Genomic DNA, 23,671 nt, shown 5'->3' on the forward strand with positions numbered 1-23,671 from the left:
CATGACACTCGATCCCGGCTCAGCGGCCATCATCCAGCTGGCGTGGGCACGCCGGCTGGGCCTTGACGACGACGCATTCGGTGACGCCCTGGCATCCGGCGAACGGATTGTCCGCGCCGACGAATCGGCCCGGACCGTCGAGTTTGTGCGGCTGTTCGGCAGTTCCGTCCTGGTAGGACCACGGAGCATCATCGAGGCAGCGGCCGGCATCCCCGACGAGGAAATGGCCCAGCATGTCACGCTCCTGAAACTGACCAGGGAACAGGGTGGCCACGGGCTGGGCGCCGCGGCCCTGTTCTTTGCCGACGACCTGCCGCTGCAGCAACCGTCGGAGGAACTGACGGTCTCGCACGGGAATCCCGAGGCGATCGAACTGGAGGGCAGGTGCCCGCCGGATGACGTGAATGAAGTGGGCCTGTCCGACCTCGAGAACCGATACACCATCGTCCATGAACTGGACGGCAGGCGCGTGCCCCTGGCCTGCGGGGCCTACGGCGAGTGGGAGGGCCTGCTGGCCAACATGGGCGTCCTGGTGGATCCGGACTGGCGGCGCCGCGGCCTGGGAGCGCTGGCGGGTTCCATCGCTGCCCACGAGGCCCTGGCCGCCGGGCTTACCCTGCAGTGGCGCGCTGATGTCAGCAACACCGGCTGCCTGGCATTGGCCCGGAAGCTGGGCCTGTCAGCCGGCGGAATCCAGACCAGCGTCCACCTTCGCTGAGGCCGGGCTGCCCGCGGCGCCCCAGTCCTGGACCGGCTTGGGCTTGGCGAAGAACAGTGCCACCGCCGCCCCGGCGAGCACAACGCCGGCGGGCAGCAGGATCGACTGGGCCATCGCCGTCGAGAACCCTGCCTGCAGGAATCCGGGCAACGTACCGCCCATCGCCATCCCTTCACCGGCTGATGCCGCAGGGCCGCCGGACGGGAGTTCCGCGGCGAGCCGGGACTGGATCAGGACGGCAATAGCTGCGCTGCCCAGCACGGCCCCGAACTGCCGGGTGGTGTTGTAGACGCCGGAACCTGCGCCGGCCTGGCGCGGCGGCAGGTTCCGGGTGGCGGTGGTGCTTAACGGTGCCCAGATGCCGGCGTTGGCGAACCCCAGGACAGCGCTGGGGAGAAGGAACAGCAGGATGGGTGTGTCCGGCTGCATGAGCAGGCCGTTCCAGACAAGGGCGACAGCCATCAGCGTCAGGCCGCCGGCGGCAAGGTATTTGGGGTTGACCCGGTCCACGATCTTGCCCACCACGGGCGCCATGCCGCCCGAAATCAGCGCCATGGGCACCATCAGGAGTGCCGACTGGGTGGGCGTCAGGCCGCGGACCAGCTGGTAGTAGAAGATCAGCGGCAGGCTGAAGGACGTGACGGTGAACCCCACCATGGTGATGCCAAGGTTGGCGAGGGAGAAGTTCCGGTCCCGGAACAGGCCCAGCGGCAGGAGCGGTTCGCCCTTGTTGAAGCGCTGCCATGCCACGAAGGCGGCCAGGACTACCAGGCCGGCAATAATGAGTCCCCAGACGCTGATGGGCCCGGTGATGGTCCCCCAGTTGTACGTCTCGCCTTCCTGGATACCGAAGACCAGGAGGAAGAGTCCGACGGCGCTCAGCAGGACGCCGGGGATATCGAACCGGTGCGGGTGGGTGCTCAGTGCCGGGACGTTGCGCATGGCCAGGATGAAGCCCACGACGCCGATGGGCACGTTGATGAAGAAGATCCACTCCCAGCCCAGGCCGTCCACCAGGACACCGCCCAGGATGGGCCCCACCAGGGTGGCCATGCCGGCCGTGGCACCCCAGACGGCCATGGCGGAGCCACGGCGGTCCGGCGGAAAGATGCGGGTGATGACCGCCATGGTCTGGGGCGTCATGACTGCGGCGCCGAGCCCCTGCACCACGCGGGCCGCGATCAGGGTTTCCACATTTTGGGCCAGGCCACACCACAGCGAGGCCAGGGTGAACACCACCAGGCCCAGCAGGTACAGCTTCCGCGGCCCGAACCTGTCACCGAGGCGGCCCGTTATGAGCAGCGGGACGGCGTAAGCCAGCAGGTAGGCGCTGGTCACCCAGATCACCGAGTTGATATCGGCGTGCAGTCCCTCCATGATCCGGGGATTCGCTACCGAGACGATGGTGCTGTCGATCAGGATCATGAAGAACCCGATCACCAGGGACCACAGCGCCGGCCACGGCTTTTCTACGTTTTCCACTCGGTCATCCTTCTGGAGTTTTGTTTTGGTGCCCGGGCGGAAACCCGGGAAGATCAGCCCAGCAGGTCCAGGATCTCTTTGCGGGCAAACATTTGCGCTGCGGCCCTGGCCGACGGCGCACCGGCGTCCGGATCCGCTCCGGCGCCCAGCAGGACGCGGGCCACATCCGTGTAGCCCTTGAATGCCGCTCCGGCGAGGGGGGTCTGGCCCCGATCGTTGGCGGTGTTGGCGTCGGCGCCGTGCTGCAGCAGCAGCTGTACGGTTCCGGCATGGCCATGATACGCGGCGAGCATCAGCAGGGAGTCGCCGGCGGAGTTCGTCATGGTGGCGGGGACACCGGCCTCCAGGTAGGGACCAAGCAGCGCGGCGTCCCCTTCACGGGCAGCCTGGAAGAGCGTATGCGCCAAAGCCAGCGCATCGTCGTCGTGCCCCTCCGTTGACTTCGCCGCGGCGTGGACGGGCGTGGTGTTCCCGGTCATCAGCGCGGCCCCCTCAGGAATCCGGTTTGGCGCCCCACAACCTGGCCGGCGTCGGGGGCGACGATGAGCTCCTGGGCGGCCGCATACGGCTCATCGCCGTCCAGGACCGTCAGTACGTCATCCGGGGCCACTGAACGTTTTATGACTGCCAGGGCCACCGGACCCATCTCGTAGTGCTGCGCCACCGAGGTCACGGTCCCCACTTTCCGCTCCCCGGCCATGACGGGGCTGCCGGCGGCGGGCAGGGTGTGCTGCGATCCGTCCAGCTGGAGGAACACCAGCCGGCGCGGCGGGTGCCCGAGGTTGTGGACGCGGGCGATGGTTTCCTGGCCCTTGTAGCAACCCTTGGCCAGGTGCACGGCCGTGCGCAGCAAGTCCAGTTCGTGCGGGATGGTCTTGTCATCCGTTTCGGCGCCGATCCGGGGCCGCCAGGCGGCCACGCGAAGGGCCTCAGCAGCGAGCACACCGGCCAGGGGCCGGCCGGCAAGGGCGTCCTCAAGGCCGCCGGCAGGGATGAGGTACTCGAACCAGGGACGTTCAAGGCCGGGGTGGTTCTCCTCGGAAACTGTGGCATAGGAGTACCCGCCCGCGGACACGTGTGGCCACGGGTCCTGCCAGGCGAGGTGCCCGGCCCATTCCGGCACGGCCCTGGTGCTGCCGGCCACGGCCCAGTCCGCGGAGACGTCGGCAATCTCGACCCGCAACATGAACTTCATGCGGTTGAGGTACTCGGCCAGCGGGGCGGCCTCCGTTGCTTCGACGATCAGCCAGGTGGTTTCCCCGTCATCGACCACACGGGCATCGAAGTCGATCCGGCCCTGGACGCTGAGGAGCAGCAGTTCGCTGGACTCGCCCGGCTTCAGGGCTGCCACCTGCTGGGAAGACAGGGTGTTGAGCCAGCTGAGCCTGTCGGGCCCGGTGACGGTGACCACGCCGCGGTGGGAAAGGTCGACGACGGCAGTTCCGGCGGCAAGGGCGCGCTGCTCGCGCAGCGGCTCGCCGTAGTGGGCGGCGACTCCGGCGTCAGGACCGGTGGCCTCGACGGCACCGGGGCGCGACAACAAAGGGCTGGGCGTAGTCATATGAAGTAGAAGTCCTTGGAGGTCAGCGGTATTCCGGATTTTCGAAATCGAACCTTGTTCCGGCAGCCCATTCGCCGGGCAGGTTTCCGAACGCGGGGTAGCCCCCGGAGTCCTTGAGCGTCCGGGCCAGGTGCAGGAGGTTCCAGGTCATGAACGTCGTGTTCCGGTTGGTGAAGTCGGTTTCCGGGCCACCGGAGCCTTCATCGAGGTAGCTCGGGCCGGGCCCCACGGGTCCGATCCATCCGGCGTCGGCCTGCGGCGGGATGCTGAAGCCGATGTGCTGAAGGCTGTAGAGGACGTTCATGGCGCAATGCTTGATCCCGTCCTCGTTTCCGGTGATCAGGCAACCGCCGACCTTGGGATAGAACGCCCATTGGCCCTTGCTGTTGAGTTCGCCGGAGTGGGCGTAGAGGCGTTCGATCAGTTTCTTGGTCTGGGACGAGTTGTCCCCCAACCAGATGGGCCCGGCCACCACCACAATGTCGGCTTCCTTGACCGCGGGGTAAAGCTGGGGCCACTCGTCGGTGGCCCAGCCGTACTGGGTCATGTCGGGGTAGACGCCGCTGGCGATGTCATGGTCCACCGTCCGGATCACCGTGGTGCCCACGCCGTGTTTTTCCATGATCATGCGGCTGATCCGGATCAGCCCGTCCGTATTGGACGTCTGCGGCGACTTCTTCAGCGTGCCATTGAAGAAGACAGCTTTCAGGTCGCTGTAATCAGCCGGTGCTCCTGCTGCCTGGACGGTGCTTTCTCCCACGGTGCCGCTCCCCTCTTATGGGTCCGGAAGACCCTGTCTGGTCATGAGACCCGGTGCAGGAACGCAGAGGCGTGGGCCTCCAGCCCTTTTCCTGCGTCACCCCCGGTGGCAACGTCCCAGCGCCACAACAGGTTGCCGTCCACCAGGCCAAATATGCGGGTGGCGGCGCTGTAGTCCTTGGAGTGGCTGCCGCGCATCACCATGTCGGTGGTCAGCTGGATCTGAGGCCCTTTGATTTGGCCGTAGTACAGCTCCGTGATGCCGCCGGGGTGGGCGATGGATACGGAGATGTCGAAGCCGCCGTCCTTGTTGCGCAGCGCTTCGACCTCGTCGGCGCTTTTCAACACGGGAACGATGTCTGCCGGCACTAGCCCAGGGCCGCCGTCGGCGTCTAGCTGCTTGCGCTCCAGCGCCCAGAAGCCGGTTTCGACGGTGAGCGGACGCAGGCGCGTCCCTTCGTCGTCGGTCAACCAGCTTTCGGCACGGTACTGCAGGTACGGCAGCCCGTTGTGGGTGAAGGAGACGTGCTGCAGGAAGTGTTCAGAATCCTCATCGCCGCTGCCCAACCGCCCCCGGCCCTCCCACTCACCGATGAGCCAGGACAGGGGGACGAGTTCGGGGGTCAGGTCTGTAGGAATCTCAATGGGCATTGGTATTACCTCCAGCTACGGCCGGTCCCGGGAAAGGGGTGGCTACTGCTGGCCCTTGAAGAGGCGGTAGACCACGAAGCCGGCGAACCAGGCCATGGACAGGCTCGCGATGCCGAGCAGGACAAGGAAGAAGATTTCAAAAGCAAGTACGGACATGGTGCCATCCTAACCGTTAGTAGATGAGTAGTTTGTCTATGAAGTACGCAAGGGATCCAACAGCCGAGACCGGGGCCAGCCCCATGCCCAGGGCGGCCAGGATGTTCAGTGGCGCACCGCGCAGGGTGGCCAGCCGCCGGAAGCTCGCCAGCACCGCGCCCACAACCACGCCGAAGATGGCCGCCGGCAGGACGGCAATGTCCGACAGGACCAGCCCGGCCAGCGGACCGGCAAGGCCTGCAAGCACCACTCCGAGCGGGGCAACAATGCTGTCCGGCCAGCGGATGAGCCCGGCCAGCAGGGCCACAGCCGCGCTGATCGCCGCCACCAGGAGCATCTCGCGGACACCGTTGAAGCGGGAGCCGGCAATCCAGCCTGCTCCCAGGCAGGACAGCAGGACACCGGCGCAGCACCCCAGGGTGGATTCCAGCCGTTGCGCCTGTCCTGTTCCGCGGATGAGCTGCACCACGAACACGGCCATCATTCCCAAGGCCACGAAGCCGGGAGTCCAGTCCAGGTATCCGGGGGCAGGCACCAGGGCGGCGGCTATGGCCGCGCCTGCACCCGGCAGGGCGATAACTGCGGCGAGGGTCTTCTTGGCGGGAATGCGGAGGAAGTGCGGCCAGCCGATGCCCACCGCCACGGCGATCACGATGCCCACCACCACGAGTGCCTCCGGCGAGGCGTAGACCCCGGCGATGATCGCGATGAGGCCGGCGATCCCGACGACGCCGACGGTCCAGGAGCCCAGTGAACGCGCGGGAGCCTGCAGTTCCGCCGTCATGCGTGGCCCGGCCTGTGCTTCGTCGGTGCACTCACTGCGCTGTTTTCCCATCCTGGCGGTCGGCCGGAAGGCAGGTCTGCCCCCTCATGGCAGGGCGGGTGCGCCCTGGTCCAATCCTGCCTTATGTGAACTGGATATGTCGCAAATGGTGCCGGTCCACGTCCTGAATCTGTGGCCAGGGAGGGGCTGCCGGGTATACTCAAAGCTCAGCTACGCTCCCTGCTGAGGTGGCTGGCCGGCGGCGTGCTGACGGTCCAAAACCTTCCGCAGGAGCCAGTACCGGCCGGTGAGAATCCGGTTCAGTCGCCCAATGATGCGCGGACAGCCCTTGGAGGAACAATGTCGCACATCCTGTTACTGACCAACAGCACCGGTTCTTCGGTGGACATCCTGCCTGCCCTCGAGCTGCTGAACCACAGGGTCCATATCCTCCCCGCCGAACCAACGGCCCTCCTGGAAACAGACCCCTGCGACATTGTCCTGCTGGACGCCCGCAAGGACCTGGTGGGCGCCCGTTCCCTCACCCAGCTCCTGAAGGCCACAGGCCTCAGCGCCCCGCTGGTGCTGATCCTGACCGAAGGTGGCATGGCGGCGGTGTCCTCCGCGTGGGCCGTTGACGACATCGTCCTCGATTCCGCGGGCCCCGCCGAGGTGGAGGCCCGTATCCGGCTGTCCGTTGCCCGGGCAGTACCCGAGCAGGAAGACGCGCCCAGCGAAATCCGTGCCGCCGGCGTCGTCATCGATGAGGCAAGCTACACGGCCCGGGTCAACGGGGCGCCCCTGAACCTGACCTTCAAGGAGTTCGAACTCCTGAAGTACCTGGCGCAGCACCCTGGCCGCGTGTTCACCCGGCAGCAACTGCTGACGGAGGTGTGGGGCTACGACTACTACGGCGGCACGCGCACCGTGGACGTCCACGTCCGGCGCCTGCGGGCAAAGCTCGGAGCGGACCACGAGAACCTGATCAGCACCGTCCGGAACGTCGGCTACCGCCTCACGCTGGTCCGGCAGCAGGAAGATGAACTCACGGAGGCATGAGCCTGAGCTGCCGCCGGCGTATAGCCTTGGCTCATGACTCCAGCGCATCCGCAGAAGTGGCCCGTCCATGTTGTCCGGGGCGGAGTTGACCAGCAACTGCTGAAAGACTGCCGTGACCTTCTGGCCGCGGCTGAGGAATCGGACGGCAATCCTTCCATTTCCGAGCAAACCTTGGTGACCATGCGCGCCGGTGACTCGGCGGAGCACAGCCTCCTGACTCTGGCCCTCTACGCTCCCGACGAGGACTCCGATCCGGCCACCGGCCAGGACCTGGCGGGCTTCGCCGTCGTGGTTGAGGAGCCGGACGGCAGCGGCATCCTGGAAATCGCCGTCCATCCCTCCTACCGGAACCAGGGCGTGGCGGACCGCCTGGTGGGCGCGCTCAAGGAGGTCCGGGGCTTCAACGGGCTGAACGCCTGGTCGCATGGCAACCATGAAGCCGCTGCCGACCTCGCCGCGCGCTACGGGTATGCGCCGGTACGCGAGTTGTGGAAGATGAGGATGACGACGGCGGGCGCGGACCTGCCCGATGCCGGCCTGCCGGACGGGGTGGCCATCCGCACGTTCGTTCCGGGCAAGGATGAAGAGGCGTGGCTGGTAGCCAACCGGGCAGCATTCGCCCACCACCCCGAGCAGGGCAGCCTCACCAGGGCCGACCTCGAGGCGCGCATGGCGGAAGACTGGTTCGACCCGTCCGGCTTCCTCCTCGCCGAGGACCGGGACGGCAGGCTGCTGGGGTACCACTGGACCAAGGTCCACCCACGCCACGGCACCCACCCGGCCATCGGCGAGGTCTACGTGGTGGGCGTGACACCTGACGCGCAGGGCATGGGACTGGGCAAGGCACTGACCATTGCCGGCATCAAGCACCTCCGCGACTCAGGACTGGCCGGTGTGATGCTGTACGTGGATGCGGACAACGCTCCGGCTGTCGCGTTGTACCGGCGGCTCGGTTTCAGCCGCTGGGACATGGACGTCATGTACGGCCCCGCCGCCGGGTAGCCGGGAGGTCGGGAGGCCGGAGCAATCCCTGGCACGGCGTAAAACAAAGGCCGTGGGGGCGGTGAATGCTTGTAAGGTTGAAATGGAGCCGCGCGGGGCGGAAGCGCAGGCACCGGAGCGCCAGCTAAAGGAGAAGCCATGAACCCGGAACCGTCCGGAACAGCCACGTCCCAGGATGTTGCGGTGCCTGTCCGGGCCCGCTTCGGCTCATCCGAGGTACCGGCATCCAGGGCCACGCAGGATCGCATCGACATCCCCGAATTCGCACCGAACCTGCAGCCCGAAGGCGACATCCGGCCCGACCGGTTCCTGGACCGCGAGCTGAGCTGGCTCGCCTTCAATTCGCGGGTGCTGGAACTGGCGGAAGACCCTACCCTCCACCTGCTGGAGCGGGTCAGCTTCCTGTCCATTTTTGCCTCCAACCTGGACGAATTCTTCATGGTCCGCGTGGCAGGCCTGAAGCGCCGCATCGCCACCGGGCTGGCCGTCCCCTCCCCTGCCGGGCTCAGCCCTGTCGAGGTGCTGGAGCGGATCAGCGAAGAAGCCCACCGGCTCCAGCAGCGCCATGCACAGGTTTTCGCCGAGCAGATCCGGCCCGCGCTGGCGTACGAGCACATCCACGTCATGCAGTGGGGGGAACTGGACGACGCCGCCCAGCAGCAGCTCAGCGTCATGTTCGCGGAAAAGGTCTTCCCCATCCTCACGCCGCTGGCCGTGGATCCCGCGCACCCGTTCCCGTACATCTCCGGCCTGTCGCTGAACCTCGCCGTGGTGGTCAGGAACCCCGTAAGCGACAAGGAGCTCTTCGCCCGCGTCAAGGTCCCGGACCAGCTGCCGCGGCTGATTTCCATTGACGGCCCCCGCGCCGGTGCGGTGCCGGGCCGGGTGGCACGGTTCATCGCACTGGAGGAAGTCATCGCCGTCCACCTGGACAAGCTCTTCCCCGGCATGGAGGTCCTGGAGCACCACACCTTCCGCGTCACCCGCAATGAAGACGTGGAGGTTGAGGAAGACGACGCCGAGAACCTCCTGCAGGCCCTGGAGAAGGAACTCCTCCGCCGCCGGTTCGGGCCGCCTGTCCGGCTGGAAGTCACCAATGACATCAACCCCAACATCCGGGCGCTGCTGATCCGTGAGCTGGGCGTGGAGGAGTCCGAGGTGTACTCGGTGCCGGCGCCGCTGGACATGCGGGGCCTGTCCGTCATAGCCGGCATCGATCGGGCGGACCTGCACTACCCCAAGCACGTCCCGCACACCTCCCGGTACCTGAACGAGTCCGAAACGTCCAAGGCCGCCAACGTGTTTGCTGCCATGCGGCGCCGGGACATTCTGCTGCACCACCCCTACGATTCGTTCTCCACCTCCGTGCAGGCGTTCCTGGAGCAGGCTGCGGCAGACCCGAAGGTCCAGGCCATCAAGCAGACCCTGTACCGGACCTCCGGGGACTCCCCCATTGTGGATGCCCTGATCGACGCCGCCGAGGCCGGCAAGCAGGTGCTGGCACTGGTGGAAATCAAGGCCAGGTTCGATGAGCAGGCCAACATCTCGTGGGCCCGCAAACTGGAGCAGGCCGGCGTCCATGTGGTGTACGGGATCGTGGGCCTGAAGACGCACTGCAAGCTGTCCCTGGTGGTCCGGCAGGAAGTGGACGGCCTGCGCCGCTACTGCCACATCGGTACCGGCAACTACCACCCGCGCACCGCCCGGTACTACGAGGACCTGGGCCTGCTGACCGCCGACGAACAGGTGGGGCAGGATCTTTCCAAGCTGTTCAACCAGCTTTCCGGCTACGCGCCCAAGTCGACGTTCAAGCGCCTCCTGGTGGCACCCCGTTCCGTGCGTTCCGGCCTCATCGACCGCATCGAAACCGAGATCCGCAATGCCCGCGCCGGAATTCCCGGACACGTGCAGATCAAGGTGAACTCGATGGTGGACGAAGCCATTATCGACTCGCTGTACCGCGCGTCCCAGGCGGGCGTGAAGGTGGACGTGGTGGTCCGGGGCATCTGTTCGCTGCGGCCCGGCGTTCCCGGCCTCAGCGAGCACATCACGGTCCGCTCGATCCTGGGCCGGTTCCTGGAGCACTCACGGGTGTTCGCATTCGCCAACGGCGGGGACCCCGTGGTGTACATCGGCTCCGCGGACATGATGCACCGCAACCTCGACCGCCGGGTGGAGGCCCTGGTCCAGTTGGCCAGTGCGGACGACATCGCCTACGTCCTTGACCTCCTGCAGCGCTACATGGATCCGGAGACCTCCAGCTGGCATCTTGACAACCAGGGCCATTGGACCCGGCACCACCTCTCCGAGGACGGGAAGCCGCTCGAAGACGTCCAGTCCTGGCTGCTGGCGTCCCGGCCGCGGCAACGCAGCCTGAGCCGGCGATAAGGGCCGCCGCGTTGTCGAGCGATGCACTCGTAGCCGACCAGACAGACCACCCGGGCGAACCCATTGCCGTCACTGCGGCAGGAGCCATTCCCTGGCGTGCCGGCCGGGACGGCCTGGAAGTCCTGCTGATCCACCGTCCACGCTATGACGACTGGTCATGGCCCAAGGGGAAGATCGACGCCGGCGAGACCGTCCCGGAATGCGCCGTCCGTGAGGTGTGGGAGGAGATCGGCCTCAAGGCGCCCCTGGGAATCCCGCTGCCGCCCATCCATTACCACGTAGCGTCTGGACTGAAGGTTGTCCACTACTGGGCCGTAAAGGTCAACGGCGACAGCCTGGTTCCGGACGGCAAGGAGGTGGACAGCGTCATGTGGTGCGCACCCGAAAAGGCGGCCCGCCTGCTGTCCAACCCGTCCGACGTCGTACCGCTCGAGTACCTGCAGGACGCGCACGGGCGCGGGGAGCTGGACACCTGGCCCCTGCTGGTGCTCCGCCATGCCAAAGCCAAACCACGCGCATCCTGGAGCAAAGCCGAAGGTGAGCGTCCGCTGGCGGCAACCGGATCACGTCAGGCCCAGGCCGTGGGCCGGCTCCTGCAGGCGTGGAAGCCGATGCGGGTTGTCAGCAGCCCCTGGCTGCGCTGCGTTGCCACCGTTGCCCCGTACGCGCGGGCCAGCGGGGCCAAGGTGAAGCTGGCGGAGGGCCTGACCGAGCACAAGCACCAGCGCAGCCCGAAGAAGACCGCTGCCGTCATCGAGTCCCTGGTGGACAAGCAACGGCCTGTGGTGGTCTGCACCCACAGGCCCGCCCTGCCCACGGTCCTCAAGCAGCTGGCCACGCACATGCCGTCACACCTCGCCAAGCTGCTGCCGGCCCACGAGCCATACCTCTCGCCCGGCGAGCTGGTGGTGTGCCATGTGGCCAACGGCGGGAAGAAGCGGGTTGTAGCGGTGGAGCAGTTCAAGCCCTTTGACGACTAGCCCGGCCTCCCTGAGCCTCCAGGCTTTCAAAGTAGACTTGGGGCGTGAGCATCCCAACGCCTTATGAAGACCTCCTGCGCGATGTCCTGGCCACCGGCACCCATAAATCGGACCGCACGGGCACCGGAACCACCAGCGTTTTCGGGCGCCAAATCCGCTTCGACCTCTCCAAGAGCTTTCCGCTGATCACCACCAAGCGGGTCCACTTCAAGTCAGTGGCGGTGGAACTCCTGTGGTTCCTGCGCGGCGAGACCAACATCAAGTGGATGACGGACCAGGGCGTCACCATCTGGAATGAATGGGCCGACGAAGACGGCGACCTGGGCCCGGTCTACGGCGTGCAGTGGCGTTCCTGGCCCACCCCGGACGGCGGCCACATCGACCAGATCGCCGAACTCATCGAGAACCTGAAGTCGAATCCGGACTCCCGCCGGCACCTCGTGTCCGCCTGGAACGTCTCCGAGCTCAACGACATGGCGCTCCCGCCCTGCCACGCGTTCTTCCAGTTCTACGTGGCCAACGGCAGGCTCTCCTGCCAGCTCTACCAGCGCTCCGCTGACATGTTCCTGGGTGTGCCGTTCAACATCGCCTCCTACGCATTGCTCACCTGCATGGTCGCCCAGCAGGTAGGGCTCGAACCCGGCGAGTTTGTCTGGACCGGAGGGGACGTCCACATCTACGAGAACCACATGGACCAGGTCCTCAAGCAGCTGGAACGCGAGCCCTACGATTATCCGCGGCTGTTGATCACCCGCAAGCCCGCGTCGATCTTCGACTACACGCTGGAGGACTTCGACGTGGTGGGCTACCAGCACCACCCCACCATCAAGGCACCGATCGCTGTATGAGCACCGAAAACTTCACTGATCCCCAGTCCTTCACCGAGGAACTGGCCGCATCAATCACCGGCGTCGGGCTGGTGTGGGCCCAGACTTCCGACGGCGTCATCGGCAAGGACGGGGACATGCCCTGGAACCTGCCGGAGGACCTCAAGCACTTCACCCGGCTCACCACCGGCCACCCGGTCATCATGGGCCGCAAGACCTGGCTGTCCTTCCCGGACAAGTACCGGCCGCTGCCCGGACGCACCAACATCGTCATCACCCGGCAGAAAAGCTGGGCCGGCACGCCCGAGGCGGAGGGCGCCGTCGTGGTTCCTTCCCTGGATGACGCACTCCTTGAGTCGCAGTTCGTCGACGGCGGCGAAACAGTCTGGATCCTGGGCGGCGGTGACGTCTTCCGCCAGTCCACGGACCTCGCCAACGTCGCGGTGGTCACCACCATCGATGTGAAGGCCGACGGCGACACGTTCGCCCCGGAGCTCGGCACCAGTTGGGAGGCCACCGCCTCCGTCCCGCCGGACGGGTGGCTGACGGCCGCCAACGGCACACGCTACCGATTCACCAAGTGGTCACGGACCGAGGGCTAGGAACATGCTGAAGAAACCGGAAACCCTGTTCGTTTTGGGCTATATGCTGCTGCCCCTGCTGGCACTGCTGTCCGCTATCGTGGGGCTGACCATGATCCTGGGCGGCAACAAGATCGCCGGGGCCATCGTGCTGGTGGTGGTCACCCAGGTGTTCACTTTCGGGGCGTTCTTCGCCCTGCGTGCACGGAAGGCGGCGGTGCTGGAACAGTCCGACCAAGGCTAGCTCCAGCCAACTGGCGGGCTGGCATGGGGAGACCGCCCCATCGCGGCCGGGCTGCTCCTGCCCTAGGCTGGTGCACGCAGCACTCTGGGGGCTGTTGAACGAATATTGGGGGGAATCCTGGTGGCAGGAACTTTGTGGGGTGCCGACGTAGAGCAACTGCGGACCCTCGCGCAGCAGTTCAGCAAGACGGCGGACCTGCTGCAGCAGCAGTCGACCCAGCTGAGCAGTCAGATCAACAACAATCCAGCCTGGAAGGGCGCCGACGCACAGCGGTTCCGGTCTGACTGGAACAGCAACCACCGCACGCTCCTTCAACAAACCGTCGCCCGCTTGAAGCAGGAGTCCAAAGTCCTGCTCAGGAACGCGGACGAGCAGGAGAAGGCCAGCACCGGCTCCGGCGCCGGCGGAGGACCTGGCAACGGCTCTCCCGCCGGCAACAACGGTCCCCGCCCGCCAATCCCGGGTCAGGGCAGCAACGATCCGTGGGGCCCGGGCTGGCTCACGGATCCCAACTCCCCTTTCCGCAGCGGCTGGGACATTTACAACCTCACCAAAGCGTTGCCGAACCTCCGGGCAGGACTGTTCGATCTTCCCCATTTCATTAGCAAGGCAGACAATCTCGGTGAGTTCCTGTTCTCCAGGGACTTCCAGAACGTGGCAAAAGCATTCCAGAACACGAACATGTTGAGCCAGTATTTCAACACTTCCTCGGAACTGTTCGACGGCAGGTGGGATACGGCCTTGCGTCTCGCCGAAGGTGGCAAGGCCGCGGAGTTCTTCAAATTTGGTGGCAGGGCCCTGGGCGGAATCGGAGTGGGTCTTGACGTTTTGGACACCGTCAACAACGCAAAGGAGGGCGACACAGGGGCCGCCGTCTACTCTGGAATCAAGGCCGGCCTGGGAGTGGTAAGTTTTGCTCCCCCGCCTGTCGGAACGGCGGCCATGGTCGCATCCGGAGCGTTGGCCATCTATGACAATGTGCCCATAGTCAAGGAAACAGTGAATGCCATCGGCGGGTCCATCGCTGACGGTGCCAAGGAAGTCTGGGAAGGCGCTGGGGACGCCGCCGAAAAAGTCGGCGACTTCTTTGGATTCTGAGCCCACAACGAGAGGTATGGACGATGACTGAGACAGCGACGGAAGCCGCCACCATCCCTGATGCGATCGGATATGGCTTTGCGGAAATGGTTACCCTTGCAAGCCTCCAGGGCGGGGACGCTGCGGTCCTCAGCGCTGAAGCACTGAGGGTGGACGGGTATTTGGACAATACGGACATGGTGAGCGCAGGCGCGTCGTCACTGGTGGCCCGAGGCTTGGCCAAAGCCGAAAATGACAGGCTCCTCTCAGTGTCAGGACCCACTGCCGCCGTGGCTGCCCTGCTCTCCTCCGCCCTCCGTCGCATTGAGATCTCGCTGCTGACGGCCGAAGGGGGCGACAGCGTGGTCTTCATGGAAAATGACGACATCCATCTGCTGTTCCAGCCCCGCGCCTACTTCACGTGGTGGGCAATGGCCCAGCGGCCGGACGTTACCGCCGCCGAAGCCAACCTCATGGTTATCAAGCAGCACCTGGACAGCAACCCAGGGGGCGGCGCCACTCTGCGCCGCCGCGAGGATCCCACCGGACAGACCCTGTACGTGAAGGATGGCGGCGACGGATCATGGACCACTGGTATCTCCACACCCAAACAGGCAGACATCGCTGAAACCAAAGGCGTGGACGACGCCGGCCTCCTTCACCAAATCCGCGCCATCCGTCAGGACTGACTGTGACCTTCGACCGCGACCGCGAGCGGCGCAACGACGCCGTTCACGCCGAACATAAGGCCGCGCTTGCACGGGGTGAAAAGCGGGTGCTGCGCACCACCAGCACCGGCGAACTGCACAGTTACCCCGCCGACGAAATTGGGTTTTCCCCAGGCCGTGGCCACGTACAGGTCCAAACCTGGTGGGGTATGGGGATCCTGACGGGCGTCATGGTGCTCTTGACCCTCCTTTCCCTGGTCATACTGCTCCGGCCCCTGCCGGACGGCGGCCAGCCGTTCTGGGGCGCCCTGGTCCTCACTGCATTCGGCATTTTTGGAGCCTGGTATACCTTCGGCATGGCGAGGAACGAGTACCGGGCCAAGAAACTGCGGAAGGAACGGCATGCACCGGAACCTGGAGCAGGACCCCTCAGTGAATGAACCGCATGGCGGCCACGAGGCGCCCGCCACCTCGGCGGGGAGGGCCCGGCGGGGCGTGACGTAACCGACTGCGTCCTTCCGGATGCGAAGTCTAAACTGGACCAATGACTACAGCAGCTACCCCTTCCGTCGGCCTGGTCGGATGGCGCGGCATGGTCGGTTCCGTCCTGATGCAGCGCATGCAGGACGAGGGCGACTTCGCCAACATCAACCCGGTGTTCTTCTCCACCTCCAACGCGGGAGGTGCCGCGCCGTCCTTCGCTGACGGCGCCGGCAAGCTCGAGAACGCGTTCGACCTCGACACCCTGGCGAAGCTGCCCATTATCGTCACCGCCCAGGGCGGGGACTACACCAAGCAGGTCCACGGCGAACTGCGCAGCCGCGGTTGGGACGGCCTCTGGATCGACGCCGCCTCCACCCTGCGCATGAACGACGACTCGATCATCGTGCTGGACCCGATCAACCGGGATGTCATCGACAAGGGCCTGGTCAACGGCACCAAAGACTTCATTGGCGGCAACTGCACCGTTTCCTGCATGCTCATGGGCCTGGGCGGGCTGTTCAAGAACGGCCTGGTCGAGTGGGGAACCTCCATGACCTACCAGGCTGCCTCCGGCGGCGGCGCCCGGCACATGCGCGAGCTGCTCAGCCAGTTCGGCACGCTTAACGCCGAGGTCAGCACGGAACTGGACGACCCGGCGTCGGCCATCCTGGACATCGACCGCAAGGTCCTGGCCCACCAGCGCACCGACATCGACGCCACCCAGTTCGGCGTTCCCCTGGCCGGCTCCCTGATCCCCTGGATCGACGCCGACCTGGGCAACGGGCAGTCCAAGGAAGAGTGGAAGGCCGGGGTGGAAACCAACAAGATCCTGGGCACCTCCGAGGAAAACCATGTGATCATGGACGGCCTCTGCGTCAGGATCGGTGCCATGCGCTCCCACTCCCAGGCCCTGACCCTGAAGCTCCGCGAAGACCTGTCCGTCGCCGAGATCGAGAAGCTGCTGGACGAGGACAACCAGTGGGCCAAGGTGGTTCCCAACACCAAGGAAGCCTCCATGGCGGACCTGACGCCGGTTGCCGCTTCCGGCACCCTGGACATCCCGGTGGGCCGCATCCGCAAGATGGAAATGGGCCCGCAGTACATCAGTGCCTTCACCGTGGGCGACCAGCTCCTCTGGGGCGCCGCCGAGCCGCTGCGCCGCATGCTCAACATCGCCACCGGCACCCTGTAACTTGCCCCACGAGCGGCCCCTGCCCGCATGAACGCTGCTCCCCGGCGCCGTTCATGCGGGCAGGGGCCGTTTGTGTGTTCCGGGCTGTCCGAGGAACGCCGCCAGCCGGGCACGGAGCTCCCCGGGCCGGTCCAAGTGATTCCAGTGCAGCCGGAAGACCCCACCGCCATGTGGATTGTCGGTAGCCTGAGCGGCCCGTTCCCGCACAACCGTTGCTGCCCGGCACCGGTTATGCGGGGCAGGGCCGGTTATGCGGCAAGGAACGCCGTGTAACGCCGGGCGGCCTTGGCCAGGGCTGCCTGCGCGGCGGGACCCAGCGGCCGGACTTCATCGAAGAGTTCGGGCACGACGACGGCACCCGGCCCCGATCCCTGCAACGCCCAGGTGCCAACCACCCTGCCCGCGGCAACCACTGTCTTCTTGAAGACACCGTTGCCGCCGGGCACGATCAGGTCGAAATGCTCCGGCGCCAGGACGACTTTGCGCTCGGTGTAACCCAGGACAAACTCATCGAAACCGGGCAGCAGGTGGACGGACCGGGCCCCGGGCACACTGGAGCCCACCAAGGCCGCCACCTCCGGGGACAGCCAGTAGCTGGTCCCCTCGAACTCCAGCTCCACCAGCTCGCGCCGGACGTGCTCGAACGCGGTGCGCACCTCGGTCAACGGCAGCTGGGTCCACCAGGCGAAGTCACGGAGGGTGGCCGGCCCGTGGCTGCGGAAGTAGCGGAGCAGGAACTCAGCCAGGGCGGATTCGCGTTCCAGGCTCCGCGGCGCCGGGATCCATTCGTCGAACGCAGCGATCAGCTGTTGGTTTCCGGCCAGGGGCCCCAGTACCAGCCAGCCGTGCCGGCAGAGCGAACCCAGGAGATGGATCCCGCGTTGGCCCTGTGTCGGCTGGCCTCCGTCGTCGAACACCTTGAACAGTGCCGCGCGGCTGATGGGGCCGTCCGCCAGGATGCGGTCCAGCGCCAGGTCACGGGCCTTCTCCACGTCCGCCCACGCAATCTCCAACTGCCGGTGGCGGCCGGCGATGCTCCTGGTGAGCCGTTCGGCCGTGAGGTCCAGCATCCAGCGCAGATCCTCCGGAGCCACGAGGTGCAACGTCCCGCGCATAGGCCAGGACCGGACAATGGCTCCGGAATCGATGGCGGCACGTACCTGGGAGAGCCCCGCCCCTGGCACCCGGACCCCGACCGCCCACAATGCCGCGGGCAGGTCCTGTGCCTGCACGGCGGTCATCCAGCGGACCAGTTCCGGCACAGAGGTAGCCTCCATCCCGGCGAGCCGCTGGGACGCCAGGCGGAGCCTGCCAACCATCCTGCCGTCACGCAGGGCACCAGATGCAGCCATGCGCCCATCCTAGGCCGGGTGCGGCCCTGGGGGGACTAGAGTTCGAGGCCGATCAGCAGCGGCTCCGGGTGCAGCGAAATGCCGAAGTGGCGTTCGACGCCGGCCCGCACCTCCCGCGCGACAGCCACCATGTCGGCGGCGCTGGCGGAGCCACGGTTGGTGATGGCCAGGGTGTGCTTGGTGGACAGAGACGCGCGGCCTCCGGCCACGCCGCCGTCTTCCAGGCCGAAGCCCTTCCCGAAGCCTGCCTGGTCGATGAGCCATGCCGCGGAGAGCTTCACCATTCCGTCCTGCCCGGCAGGGTATCGCGGAGCGTTTTCCGGCAGTTTGTCCGCTACGTCAGCCGCCACAATGGGGTTGGTGAAGAACGACCCGGTGGAGTAAGTGTCCCGGTCCGCGGCGTCCCACACCATTCCCTTGGAGGCACGCAGGCGCAGGACTTTGCGGCGGACATCGTTGGCGTAGGCGCGCTGGCCCACTTCCACACCCAGGGCCCGGGCCAGCTCGGCATACCGGATGGGCGCGCTCATCCGGCCCAGCGGCAACTGGAATTCGACGGTGAGGACCACGTACCGGGGCGAGCCGTTGACGGTGGCCTGCTTCAGGATGGAGTCCCGGTAGCCGAACTTCAACTCCGAGTTGGTGAAGGTCTGCACGGCGTTCCGCTCGCGGTCCCAGGTACGCACGGCGGCGATGGTCTGGGAAACGTCGGCACCATAGGCACCCACGTTCTGGACCGGCGTGGCACCGGTCGAGCCGGGGATGCCGGACAACGCCTCGATACCGGACCAGGCGTGCAGCACCGCGTGCTCCACCAGCTTGTCCCAGTTGTGCCCTGCCTGCACCACCACTGCCACTCCCCCGCAGGAGTCCTCTGCGTTGACCGTGAACCCCTCGGAGGCGATCCTGATGACGGTCCCGGGGAACCCGTCGTCGGACACCAGGAGGTTGGACCCGCCGCTGACGATGAGGACTTGTTCGCCGGCGGCATCCGCCGAGCTGACCGCGTTGATGATTTCAGCCTCGGTGCGGGCCTCGACGTACTTGCCGGCAGGGCCTCCGACGGCGGAGGTGGTCAGGGCGGAAAGGAGGGTGGAAGTCACCCGTCAACAATACAAGGGAAAGCTAGTCAGCCTTCCGGGCCACCGGGGACAGCACAAAGCTCACCCCAAGCATCACCATCACGGCCAGCAGCGAATGCAGGATGCCCACATGCTCAGCCAGCAGCCCCAGCAGCGGAGGGCCGCACAAGAACGCGGCATAGCCGATGGTGGACACCACGGACACCCGGGCGGCAGCCCTTGCGGGGTCGTCGGCAGCGGCTGACATGCCCACCGGGAAGCCCAGCGAGGCGCCCAGGCCCCACAGCGCGAGTCCTCCATACGCAAGCCAGGGCACCGGGGCGAAGACGAAGACGCCCAGTCCCAGCACAGCCATGGCAGCGCACCACCGCATCACGGGGACCCTGCCAAACTTGTCCAGCAGCACCGTCCCGGCAAAGCGCCCGATGGTCATGAACGTGACAAAGAGGCCGTAACCGGCGGCCCCGGCAGCGTCGCTTTGCCCGTGGCCGTCGGCGAGTGCCAGCGCCACCCAGTCCCCTGCCGCGCCTTCGGCCAGGGCCAGGCCGAGGACCAGGACGCCCAGGAGCAGGGTCCGCCGGTCCCGCCACGCCTGGGCGATCTTCCGCTTGTTGTCCAGCGGCGCGTCCGCTGTGGCCTCGGCGGTGATCACGGGGATGGGACCGGTGGTGGGGTCCCCGAAGGTGTCCGGGGAATAACTGCGCTCCCCTGCCACCGGGGTGATGTCTGCCCGGAACCAGGACGCCGCGGTCGCAACTGAAACTGCCACCACGGCCCCGGCCGCCGCGAGGTGCCAAAACACGGGCAGGGACACCGCGGCGGCGAGGGCACCCAGGCCGGCGCCTGCTACAGTCCCCAAGCTGAAGGCCCCGTGGAGCCGCGGCATAATGTGCCTGCCCACCGCGCGCTCCACCGCGGCACCTTCAACGTTGGATGCCGTGTTCCAGCTTCCGGTGCCCAGCCCGATGATGGCCAGGCCAATGGCGGTCGCCACGGGACTTGCCAGCACGGTTGTGCCAAAACCCGCCGTCAGCAGGCCTGCACCCACCATGATGCTGCCGGTCCGGATGGTCCTCTTGGAGCCCAGCCGCAGCACGATCAGCCCGGAGGCGGAGACGGAGGCAAAGGACCCCAGGGTCATGCACAGCAGAATGACGCCGACGTTGCCCGGGGTGAGGTCCAGTGCGTCCCTGATGGCCGGCAGCCGGGACACCCAGGAGGCAAAGGCAAGGCCGCTGGCGCCATAGGCCACCACGACGGCGTTACGCCAGGACGAGACCTGGGCGCCAGTCGCGGTGGTTCCTGCGGACGTGGTCAAAAGTTGCAGCTCAAGACAACTTGACGAGGGCCTGGGCCTTCATCAGGACCTTCTGCCCCGCGGAGACCACCGTGAGGTCAACGCGCGCGGTGCCGGCATCGGCATCGAGCTTGCCGATGGCGCCGCTGACCTCGATGGTGGCCCCGGGCTGGTCGGTGCCGGTGGTGTCGGTGACCAGGACCGGCTTGGTGAAGCGGGTCTGGAAATCAACGACGGCGGCGGGGTCACCCGCCCAGTCGGTCACCAGCTGGACGGCCGAGCCCATGGTGAACATGCCGTGGGCGATGACCCCGGGCAGTTCCACGCCGGTGGCGAAGGCCTCGTTCCAGTGGATGGGGTTGAAGTCGCCGGAGGCGCCTGCGTACTTGACCAGGTCGGTGCGCGTGACCTCGATGGTGCGGCTGCCGATTTCCTGGCCGGCGCTGAGTTCGTTGAAGCTGGGGCTCATGGTTACTGTCCCTCTCCGCGGACCAGGATGGATGACATGGTAGTGGTGACGGGTTCGCGCGAGTCGCTGGAACCGAGGGCGAAGATCTCGGAGCGGGTGGTGATCATGGCACCGCCGCCCATGGCCCGGACACCGTCCACGTGCAGTTCGGCAACCAGCCGGTCACCGGCAACGATGGGCCGGTGGTGGGTGAAGCGCTGGTCGGCGTGGACCACGCGGGAGAAGTCGATGCCTGCCTCCGGGTCCTCGATGAGCTGGGCGTCGGCGCGCTGGGCGATGATGATGGCGAAGGTGGGTGGCGCCACCAGATCTGGGTGGCCCAAGGCCTTGGCTGCGTCCACGTCAAAATGGGCAGGGTGGGTCGCCTTCACGGCGCGGGCGAACTCGCGGATCTTCTCGCGGCCGACGTCGTACACCTCTGCGGCAGGGTAGCTGCGGCCCTGCAGGTCCGGATTGATAGTCATGGATTCCAGCCTATCGTTGCCACGCCCTTCAAAAAGGCCCTACCGCACTGGTATGATGAATTCATCATTTCATCAATTCGCTGTCCGGGGCCTGATCCGGCGGCCATCGCGCACAGGAGCGCCACCCCGGATGCTGTCTTCCGCCCAAGCACCTCTCTATGAGATCAAAGCGAACCTCTTCAAAGGCCTGGCCCACCCGGCGAGGATTCGGATCCTTGAGCTGCTGGCCGCAGCACCGCAGGAGTCTGCGCCCGTGAGCTATCTCCTCGCAGAGACCGGGCTGGAGGCCTCCCACCTCTCCCAGCACCTGGCCACCCTGCGGAAACACAAAGTGGTGACCTCCGTACGCAGCGCCAACGCGGTCACGTACCAACTCGCCCACCCGGGCGTATCGCAGCTGCTGGCCATCGCCCGGACGTTCCTCCTGGACAGCCTGGCCGATTCCAACGAACAGCTCCGGTTGGCACGGCAGCTGCCGGCGGACCACCTGGCCGGCGGCCAAGCCTCGTGAGCGCGACCCCGGCCACTGCCGCAAGGAGCATCACCCGGTTCCTCCCGTGGCGGAAGGACTATGCCGGAGTTGCCGGCACGTGGCGCACCGACCTGCTGGCAGGGATCACCGTAGGCATTGTGGCGTTGCCGCTGGCCCTCGCGTTCGGCGTCAGCTCCGGGGTAGGCGCCGAGGCGGGCCTCATTACGGCGATCGTGGCCGGACTGGTGGCCGCCGTCATGGGCGGGTCCCCGGTACAGGTATCCGGGCCCACGGGTGCCATGGTGGTGGTACTCGCCCCGGTGGTGGCGGTCCACGGCATCGGCAGCGTCGCACTCTTGTCCCTGATGGCAGGGCTGCTGGTCTGCGCCCTGGGATTCAGCGGCCTGGGCCGGGCCGTGGCCTTCATTCCGTGGCCGGTGGTCGAGGGCTTTACGCTGGGCATTGCCGCCATCATCTTCCTCCAGCAGGTTCCGCTGGCCACCGGCACGTCCGGAACTCCGGGGCACAATACCCTGTTGGCCGCGGTAGAGGCGGCAGCGGGCGCAGCCTCCCCGACGGTCCTGTTCACGCTCGCGCTGGTGGCCGGAGTCGCCGTCGTGATGGTCCTGGTGCAGAAGCTGTTCCGCACCATCCCGGCCAGCCTGCTCGCAGTCCTCCTGGCAACCGCCGCCGCCGAATTCCTGCAGCTGGACGTCCCGCGGATCGGTCCGCTGCCGCATTCCCTGCCGGCGCCGGCCCTCCCGGCCCTGGACCCGGCCGCCCTGGGCAGCCTGGCGATGCCCGCCGTCGCCGTCGCCGTCCTGGCCGCCATTGAATCCCTGCTCTCGGCACGGGTGGCCGCCGGGATGGCCGGGCCGGACGGCAGGCCTACCGGCGCCTACAGCCCCGACCGCGAGCTGATGGGACAAGGCCTGGCGTCCATCGCGGCCGGCCTGTTCGGCGGGATGCCAGCCACCGGCGCGATTGCACGGACGGCGGTGAACGTGCGGTCCGGAGCCAGGACCCGGCTGGCCGCTACCGTGCACGCGGTGGTGCTGCTGGGCATCACGTACCTGGCGTCAGGAATGGTCAGCCGCATCCCGCTGGCGGCACTGGGCGGGGTACTGATGGTCACAGCCGTGCGAATGGTCTCGCGGCGCACCGTCACCGCCATCCTTCGGTCCACCCGGGCAGATGCCGCCGTTTTCGTACTCACGGCCGTCATCACCGTAGCCTTCGACCTCATCGTTGCCATCCAGATTGGACTGGCCGCGGCGGCCCTCTTCGCCCTGCGGACCTTTGCCTCCCTGAGCGGTGTCCAGCGTGAGGAGATTCCGGGCCCACCGGCGGAAGGGGACGGCCACATCGCGCTCTTCCGGCTTGATGGGGCGATGTTCTTTGGCGCCGCCGAACGCGTCCTCCAGGAGATCAGCCAGGTCAAGGATGTGCAGGTGGCCATCATCAGGCTGTCCCAGTTGCGGATGCTGGACGCCACCGGCGCCCACGCCCTGGTGGAGGTCATTTCCGCACTGGAGCTGCGCGGCATCACCGTCCTGCTCAAGGGTGTCCGGCCGGACCACCTTGACCTGGTGACAAACGTGGGCGTGATCCGTTCCCTGCGGCACCACAAGCACCTGTTCGAGGAGCTGCCGGATGCCGTGGAACACGCCCGCAGCCACGTCCTGCGGAACGCGGCGGCAGCTAGCGCCTGAGGTTCTTGCGGATCGCCTGGCCGCGGACCACGATGCCCACGACGTGGAGGACCAGGCCCAGCCCGATGAGGGGCAGGGATGCCATGGCCAGGGCCTGGTTGCCGTTGATGTTGCCCACGAGGTTAAGGATGATCCCGACGGCGATCAGTCCCATCGCGCTGAAAACCAGGACTTTGTAGCGAGTGGGCGCGGTGGCCCAAAATTCGTTCAGCACCGTCCAAGTCTACCGAGT

General features: G+C 66.7%; 26 protein-coding genes. 14 read left to right on the plus strand and 12 right to left on the minus strand.

The features are described 5' to 3' along the window. Window position 1: 1 nt before the first annotated feature. On the plus strand, window positions 2-718 hold the full coding sequence (locus tag NIBR502770_RS12585; RefSeq protein ID WP_141159745.1) for a GNAT family N-acetyltransferase: 717 nt from the start codon (window positions 2-4) through the stop codon (window positions 716-718). Here NIBR502770_RS12585 and NIBR502770_RS12590 read toward each other — a convergent pair. The 6 genes from NIBR502770_RS12590 to NIBR502770_RS12615 all read right to left on the minus strand — a co-directional run bounded on the left by NIBR502770_RS12590 (window position 680) and on the right by NIBR502770_RS12615 (window position 6,111). Next, the gene (locus NIBR502770_RS12590; protein ID WP_141182137.1) at window positions 680-2,200 is read right to left on the minus strand and encodes a DHA2 family efflux MFS transporter permease subunit; all 1,521 of its coding nucleotides are present in this window, start codon (window positions 2,198-2,200) and stop codon (window positions 680-682) included. The genes NIBR502770_RS12585 and NIBR502770_RS12590 overlap by 39 nt on opposite strands. 53 nt (window positions 2,201-2,253) lie before the next feature. Beyond that, window positions 2,254-2,679, minus strand: coding sequence for an ankyrin repeat domain-containing protein (locus NIBR502770_RS12595; protein WP_141159743.1), 426 nt, complete (start codon window positions 2,677-2,679; stop codon window positions 2,254-2,256). After that, window positions 2,679-3,761 carry a folate-binding protein YgfZ gene (locus tag NIBR502770_RS12600; RefSeq protein WP_168223167.1) on the minus strand — a complete coding sequence of 361 codons (1,083 nt, stop codon included), beginning with the start codon at window positions 3,759-3,761 and terminating at the stop codon, window positions 2,679-2,681. The genes NIBR502770_RS12595 and NIBR502770_RS12600 overlap by 1 nt, the downstream gene beginning before the upstream one ends. Window positions 3,762-3,783: 22 nt before the next feature. Then, window positions 3,784-4,521: a flavodoxin family protein gene (locus tag NIBR502770_RS12605; protein WP_141182138.1), complete on the minus strand. Its 738-nt coding sequence runs from the start codon at window positions 4,519-4,521 to the stop codon at window positions 3,784-3,786. A gap of 41 nt (window positions 4,522-4,562) precedes the next feature. After that, entirely contained in the window at window positions 4,563-5,171 is a 609-nt protein-coding gene (locus tag NIBR502770_RS12610; RefSeq protein ID WP_141159741.1) for an FABP family protein, read from the minus strand. A gap of 172 nt (window positions 5,172-5,343) precedes the next feature. After that, window positions 5,344-6,111: a permease gene (locus tag NIBR502770_RS12615; RefSeq protein WP_141182139.1), complete on the minus strand. Its 768-nt coding sequence runs from the start codon at window positions 6,109-6,111 to the stop codon at window positions 5,344-5,346. A 339-nt stretch (window positions 6,112-6,450) separates the two neighbouring features. Between NIBR502770_RS12615 and NIBR502770_RS12620 the strand changes: the two genes are divergently transcribed. The 11 genes from NIBR502770_RS12620 to asd all read left to right on the plus strand — a co-directional run bounded on the left by NIBR502770_RS12620 (window position 6,451) and on the right by asd (window position 16,591). After that, window positions 6,451-7,149 carry a response regulator transcription factor gene (locus NIBR502770_RS12620; RefSeq protein WP_133345752.1) on the plus strand — a complete coding sequence of 233 codons (699 nt, stop codon included), beginning with the start codon at window positions 6,451-6,453 and terminating at the stop codon, window positions 7,147-7,149. Between the two features lie 33 nt (window positions 7,150-7,182). Next, complete coding sequence (gene mshD, locus NIBR502770_RS12625) at window positions 7,183-8,151, plus strand: mycothiol synthase (RefSeq protein ID WP_141182140.1); 969 nt, start codon at window positions 7,183-7,185, stop codon at window positions 8,149-8,151. Window positions 8,152-8,289: 138 nt separating this feature from the next. After that, entirely contained in the window at window positions 8,290-10,539 is a 2,250-nt protein-coding gene (locus NIBR502770_RS12630) for an RNA degradosome polyphosphate kinase (protein ID WP_141159738.1), read from the plus strand. A gap of 11 nt (window positions 10,540-10,550) precedes the next feature. Beyond that, window positions 10,551-11,519, plus strand: a complete 969-nt coding sequence (locus NIBR502770_RS12635) for an NUDIX hydrolase (protein ID WP_141182141.1) — start codon at window positions 10,551-10,553, stop codon at window positions 11,517-11,519. A 44-nt stretch (window positions 11,520-11,563) separates the two neighbouring features. Beyond that, window positions 11,564-12,367 (plus strand): thymidylate synthase, encoded by an 804-nt coding sequence (locus NIBR502770_RS12640; protein ID WP_141182142.1) that lies wholly within the window; start codon window positions 11,564-11,566, stop codon window positions 12,365-12,367. Next, on the plus strand, window positions 12,364-12,948 hold the full coding sequence (locus tag NIBR502770_RS12645) for a dihydrofolate reductase (protein ID WP_141159735.1): 585 nt from the start codon (window positions 12,364-12,366) through the stop codon (window positions 12,946-12,948). The genes NIBR502770_RS12640 and NIBR502770_RS12645 overlap by 4 nt, the downstream gene beginning before the upstream one ends. Window positions 12,949-12,952: 4 nt before the next feature. After that, the gene (locus NIBR502770_RS12650) at window positions 12,953-13,171 is read left to right on the plus strand and encodes an NF038396 family protein (protein WP_141159734.1); all 219 of its coding nucleotides are present in this window, start codon (window positions 12,953-12,955) and stop codon (window positions 13,169-13,171) included. Between the two features lie 120 nt (window positions 13,172-13,291). Then, window positions 13,292-14,269, plus strand: a complete 978-nt coding sequence (locus NIBR502770_RS12655; RefSeq protein ID WP_246857263.1) for a hypothetical protein — start codon at window positions 13,292-13,294, stop codon at window positions 14,267-14,269. 23 nt (window positions 14,270-14,292) lie between these two features. After that, on the plus strand, window positions 14,293-14,937 hold the full coding sequence (locus NIBR502770_RS12660; RefSeq protein ID WP_141182143.1) for a hypothetical protein: 645 nt from the start codon (window positions 14,293-14,295) through the stop codon (window positions 14,935-14,937). Between the two features lie 2 nt (window positions 14,938-14,939). Further along, the gene (locus NIBR502770_RS12665; RefSeq protein ID WP_141159732.1) at window positions 14,940-15,356 is read left to right on the plus strand and encodes a hypothetical protein; all 417 of its coding nucleotides are present in this window, start codon (window positions 14,940-14,942) and stop codon (window positions 15,354-15,356) included. A 104-nt stretch (window positions 15,357-15,460) separates the two neighbouring features. After that, window positions 15,461-16,591 carry an aspartate-semialdehyde dehydrogenase gene (asd, locus tag NIBR502770_RS12670; RefSeq protein ID WP_141159731.1) on the plus strand — a complete coding sequence of 377 codons (1,131 nt, stop codon included), beginning with the start codon at window positions 15,461-15,463 and terminating at the stop codon, window positions 16,589-16,591. 248 nt (window positions 16,592-16,839) lie between these two features. Here asd and NIBR502770_RS12675 read toward each other — a convergent pair whose 3' ends face one another. Genes NIBR502770_RS12675 through NIBR502770_RS12695 form a run of 5 tightly spaced genes read right to left on the minus strand, consistent with a single transcriptional unit; the run spans window position 16,840 to window position 21,255 of the window. Then, complete coding sequence (locus NIBR502770_RS12675; protein WP_141182144.1) at window positions 16,840-17,943, minus strand: winged helix DNA-binding domain-containing protein; 1,104 nt, start codon at window positions 17,941-17,943, stop codon at window positions 16,840-16,842. A gap of 35 nt (window positions 17,944-17,978) precedes the next feature. Continuing rightward, a complete protein-coding gene (locus NIBR502770_RS12680; RefSeq protein ID WP_141182145.1) occupies window positions 17,979-19,046 on the minus strand; it encodes a UDP-N-acetylmuramate dehydrogenase in 1,068 nt (355 codons plus the stop codon). Window positions 19,047-19,068: 22 nt separating this feature from the next. Next, window positions 19,069-20,343, minus strand: coding sequence for an MFS transporter (locus NIBR502770_RS12685; protein WP_141182146.1), 1,275 nt, complete (start codon window positions 20,341-20,343; stop codon window positions 19,069-19,071). A 10-nt stretch (window positions 20,344-20,353) separates the two neighbouring features. Beyond that, the gene (locus NIBR502770_RS12690; RefSeq protein WP_141182147.1) at window positions 20,354-20,791 is read right to left on the minus strand and encodes a MaoC family dehydratase; all 438 of its coding nucleotides are present in this window, start codon (window positions 20,789-20,791) and stop codon (window positions 20,354-20,356) included. Window positions 20,792-20,793: 2 nt separating this feature from the next. Further along, window positions 20,794-21,255 (minus strand): MaoC family dehydratase N-terminal domain-containing protein, encoded by a 462-nt coding sequence (locus NIBR502770_RS12695; protein ID WP_141159726.1) that lies wholly within the window; start codon window positions 21,253-21,255, stop codon window positions 20,794-20,796. Between the two features lie 130 nt (window positions 21,256-21,385). On the opposite strand from NIBR502770_RS12695, the gene NIBR502770_RS12700 reads away from it, so the two are divergent. Together NIBR502770_RS12700 and NIBR502770_RS12705 are read left to right on the plus strand one after the other, a co-directional pair. Further along, complete coding sequence (locus NIBR502770_RS12700; RefSeq protein ID WP_141159725.1) at window positions 21,386-21,766, plus strand: metalloregulator ArsR/SmtB family transcription factor; 381 nt, start codon at window positions 21,386-21,388, stop codon at window positions 21,764-21,766. After that, on the plus strand, window positions 21,763-23,439 hold the full coding sequence (locus NIBR502770_RS12705) for a SulP family inorganic anion transporter (protein ID WP_141182148.1): 1,677 nt from the start codon (window positions 21,763-21,765) through the stop codon (window positions 23,437-23,439). Before NIBR502770_RS12700 ends, NIBR502770_RS12705 begins: the two co-directional genes overlap by 4 nt. Here NIBR502770_RS12705 and NIBR502770_RS12710 read toward each other — a convergent pair. After that, window positions 23,429-23,653 carry a DUF3188 domain-containing protein gene (locus NIBR502770_RS12710; protein WP_141159723.1) on the minus strand — a complete coding sequence of 75 codons (225 nt, stop codon included), beginning with the start codon at window positions 23,651-23,653 and terminating at the stop codon, window positions 23,429-23,431. The genes NIBR502770_RS12705 and NIBR502770_RS12710 overlap by 11 nt on opposite strands. Window positions 23,654-23,671: the final 18 nt, after the last annotated feature.

It is taken from the genome of Pseudarthrobacter sp. NIBRBAC000502770, from assembly GCF_006517815.1.
Taxonomy (GTDB): Bacteria; Actinomycetota; Actinomycetes; order Actinomycetales; family Micrococcaceae; genus Arthrobacter; species Arthrobacter niigatensis.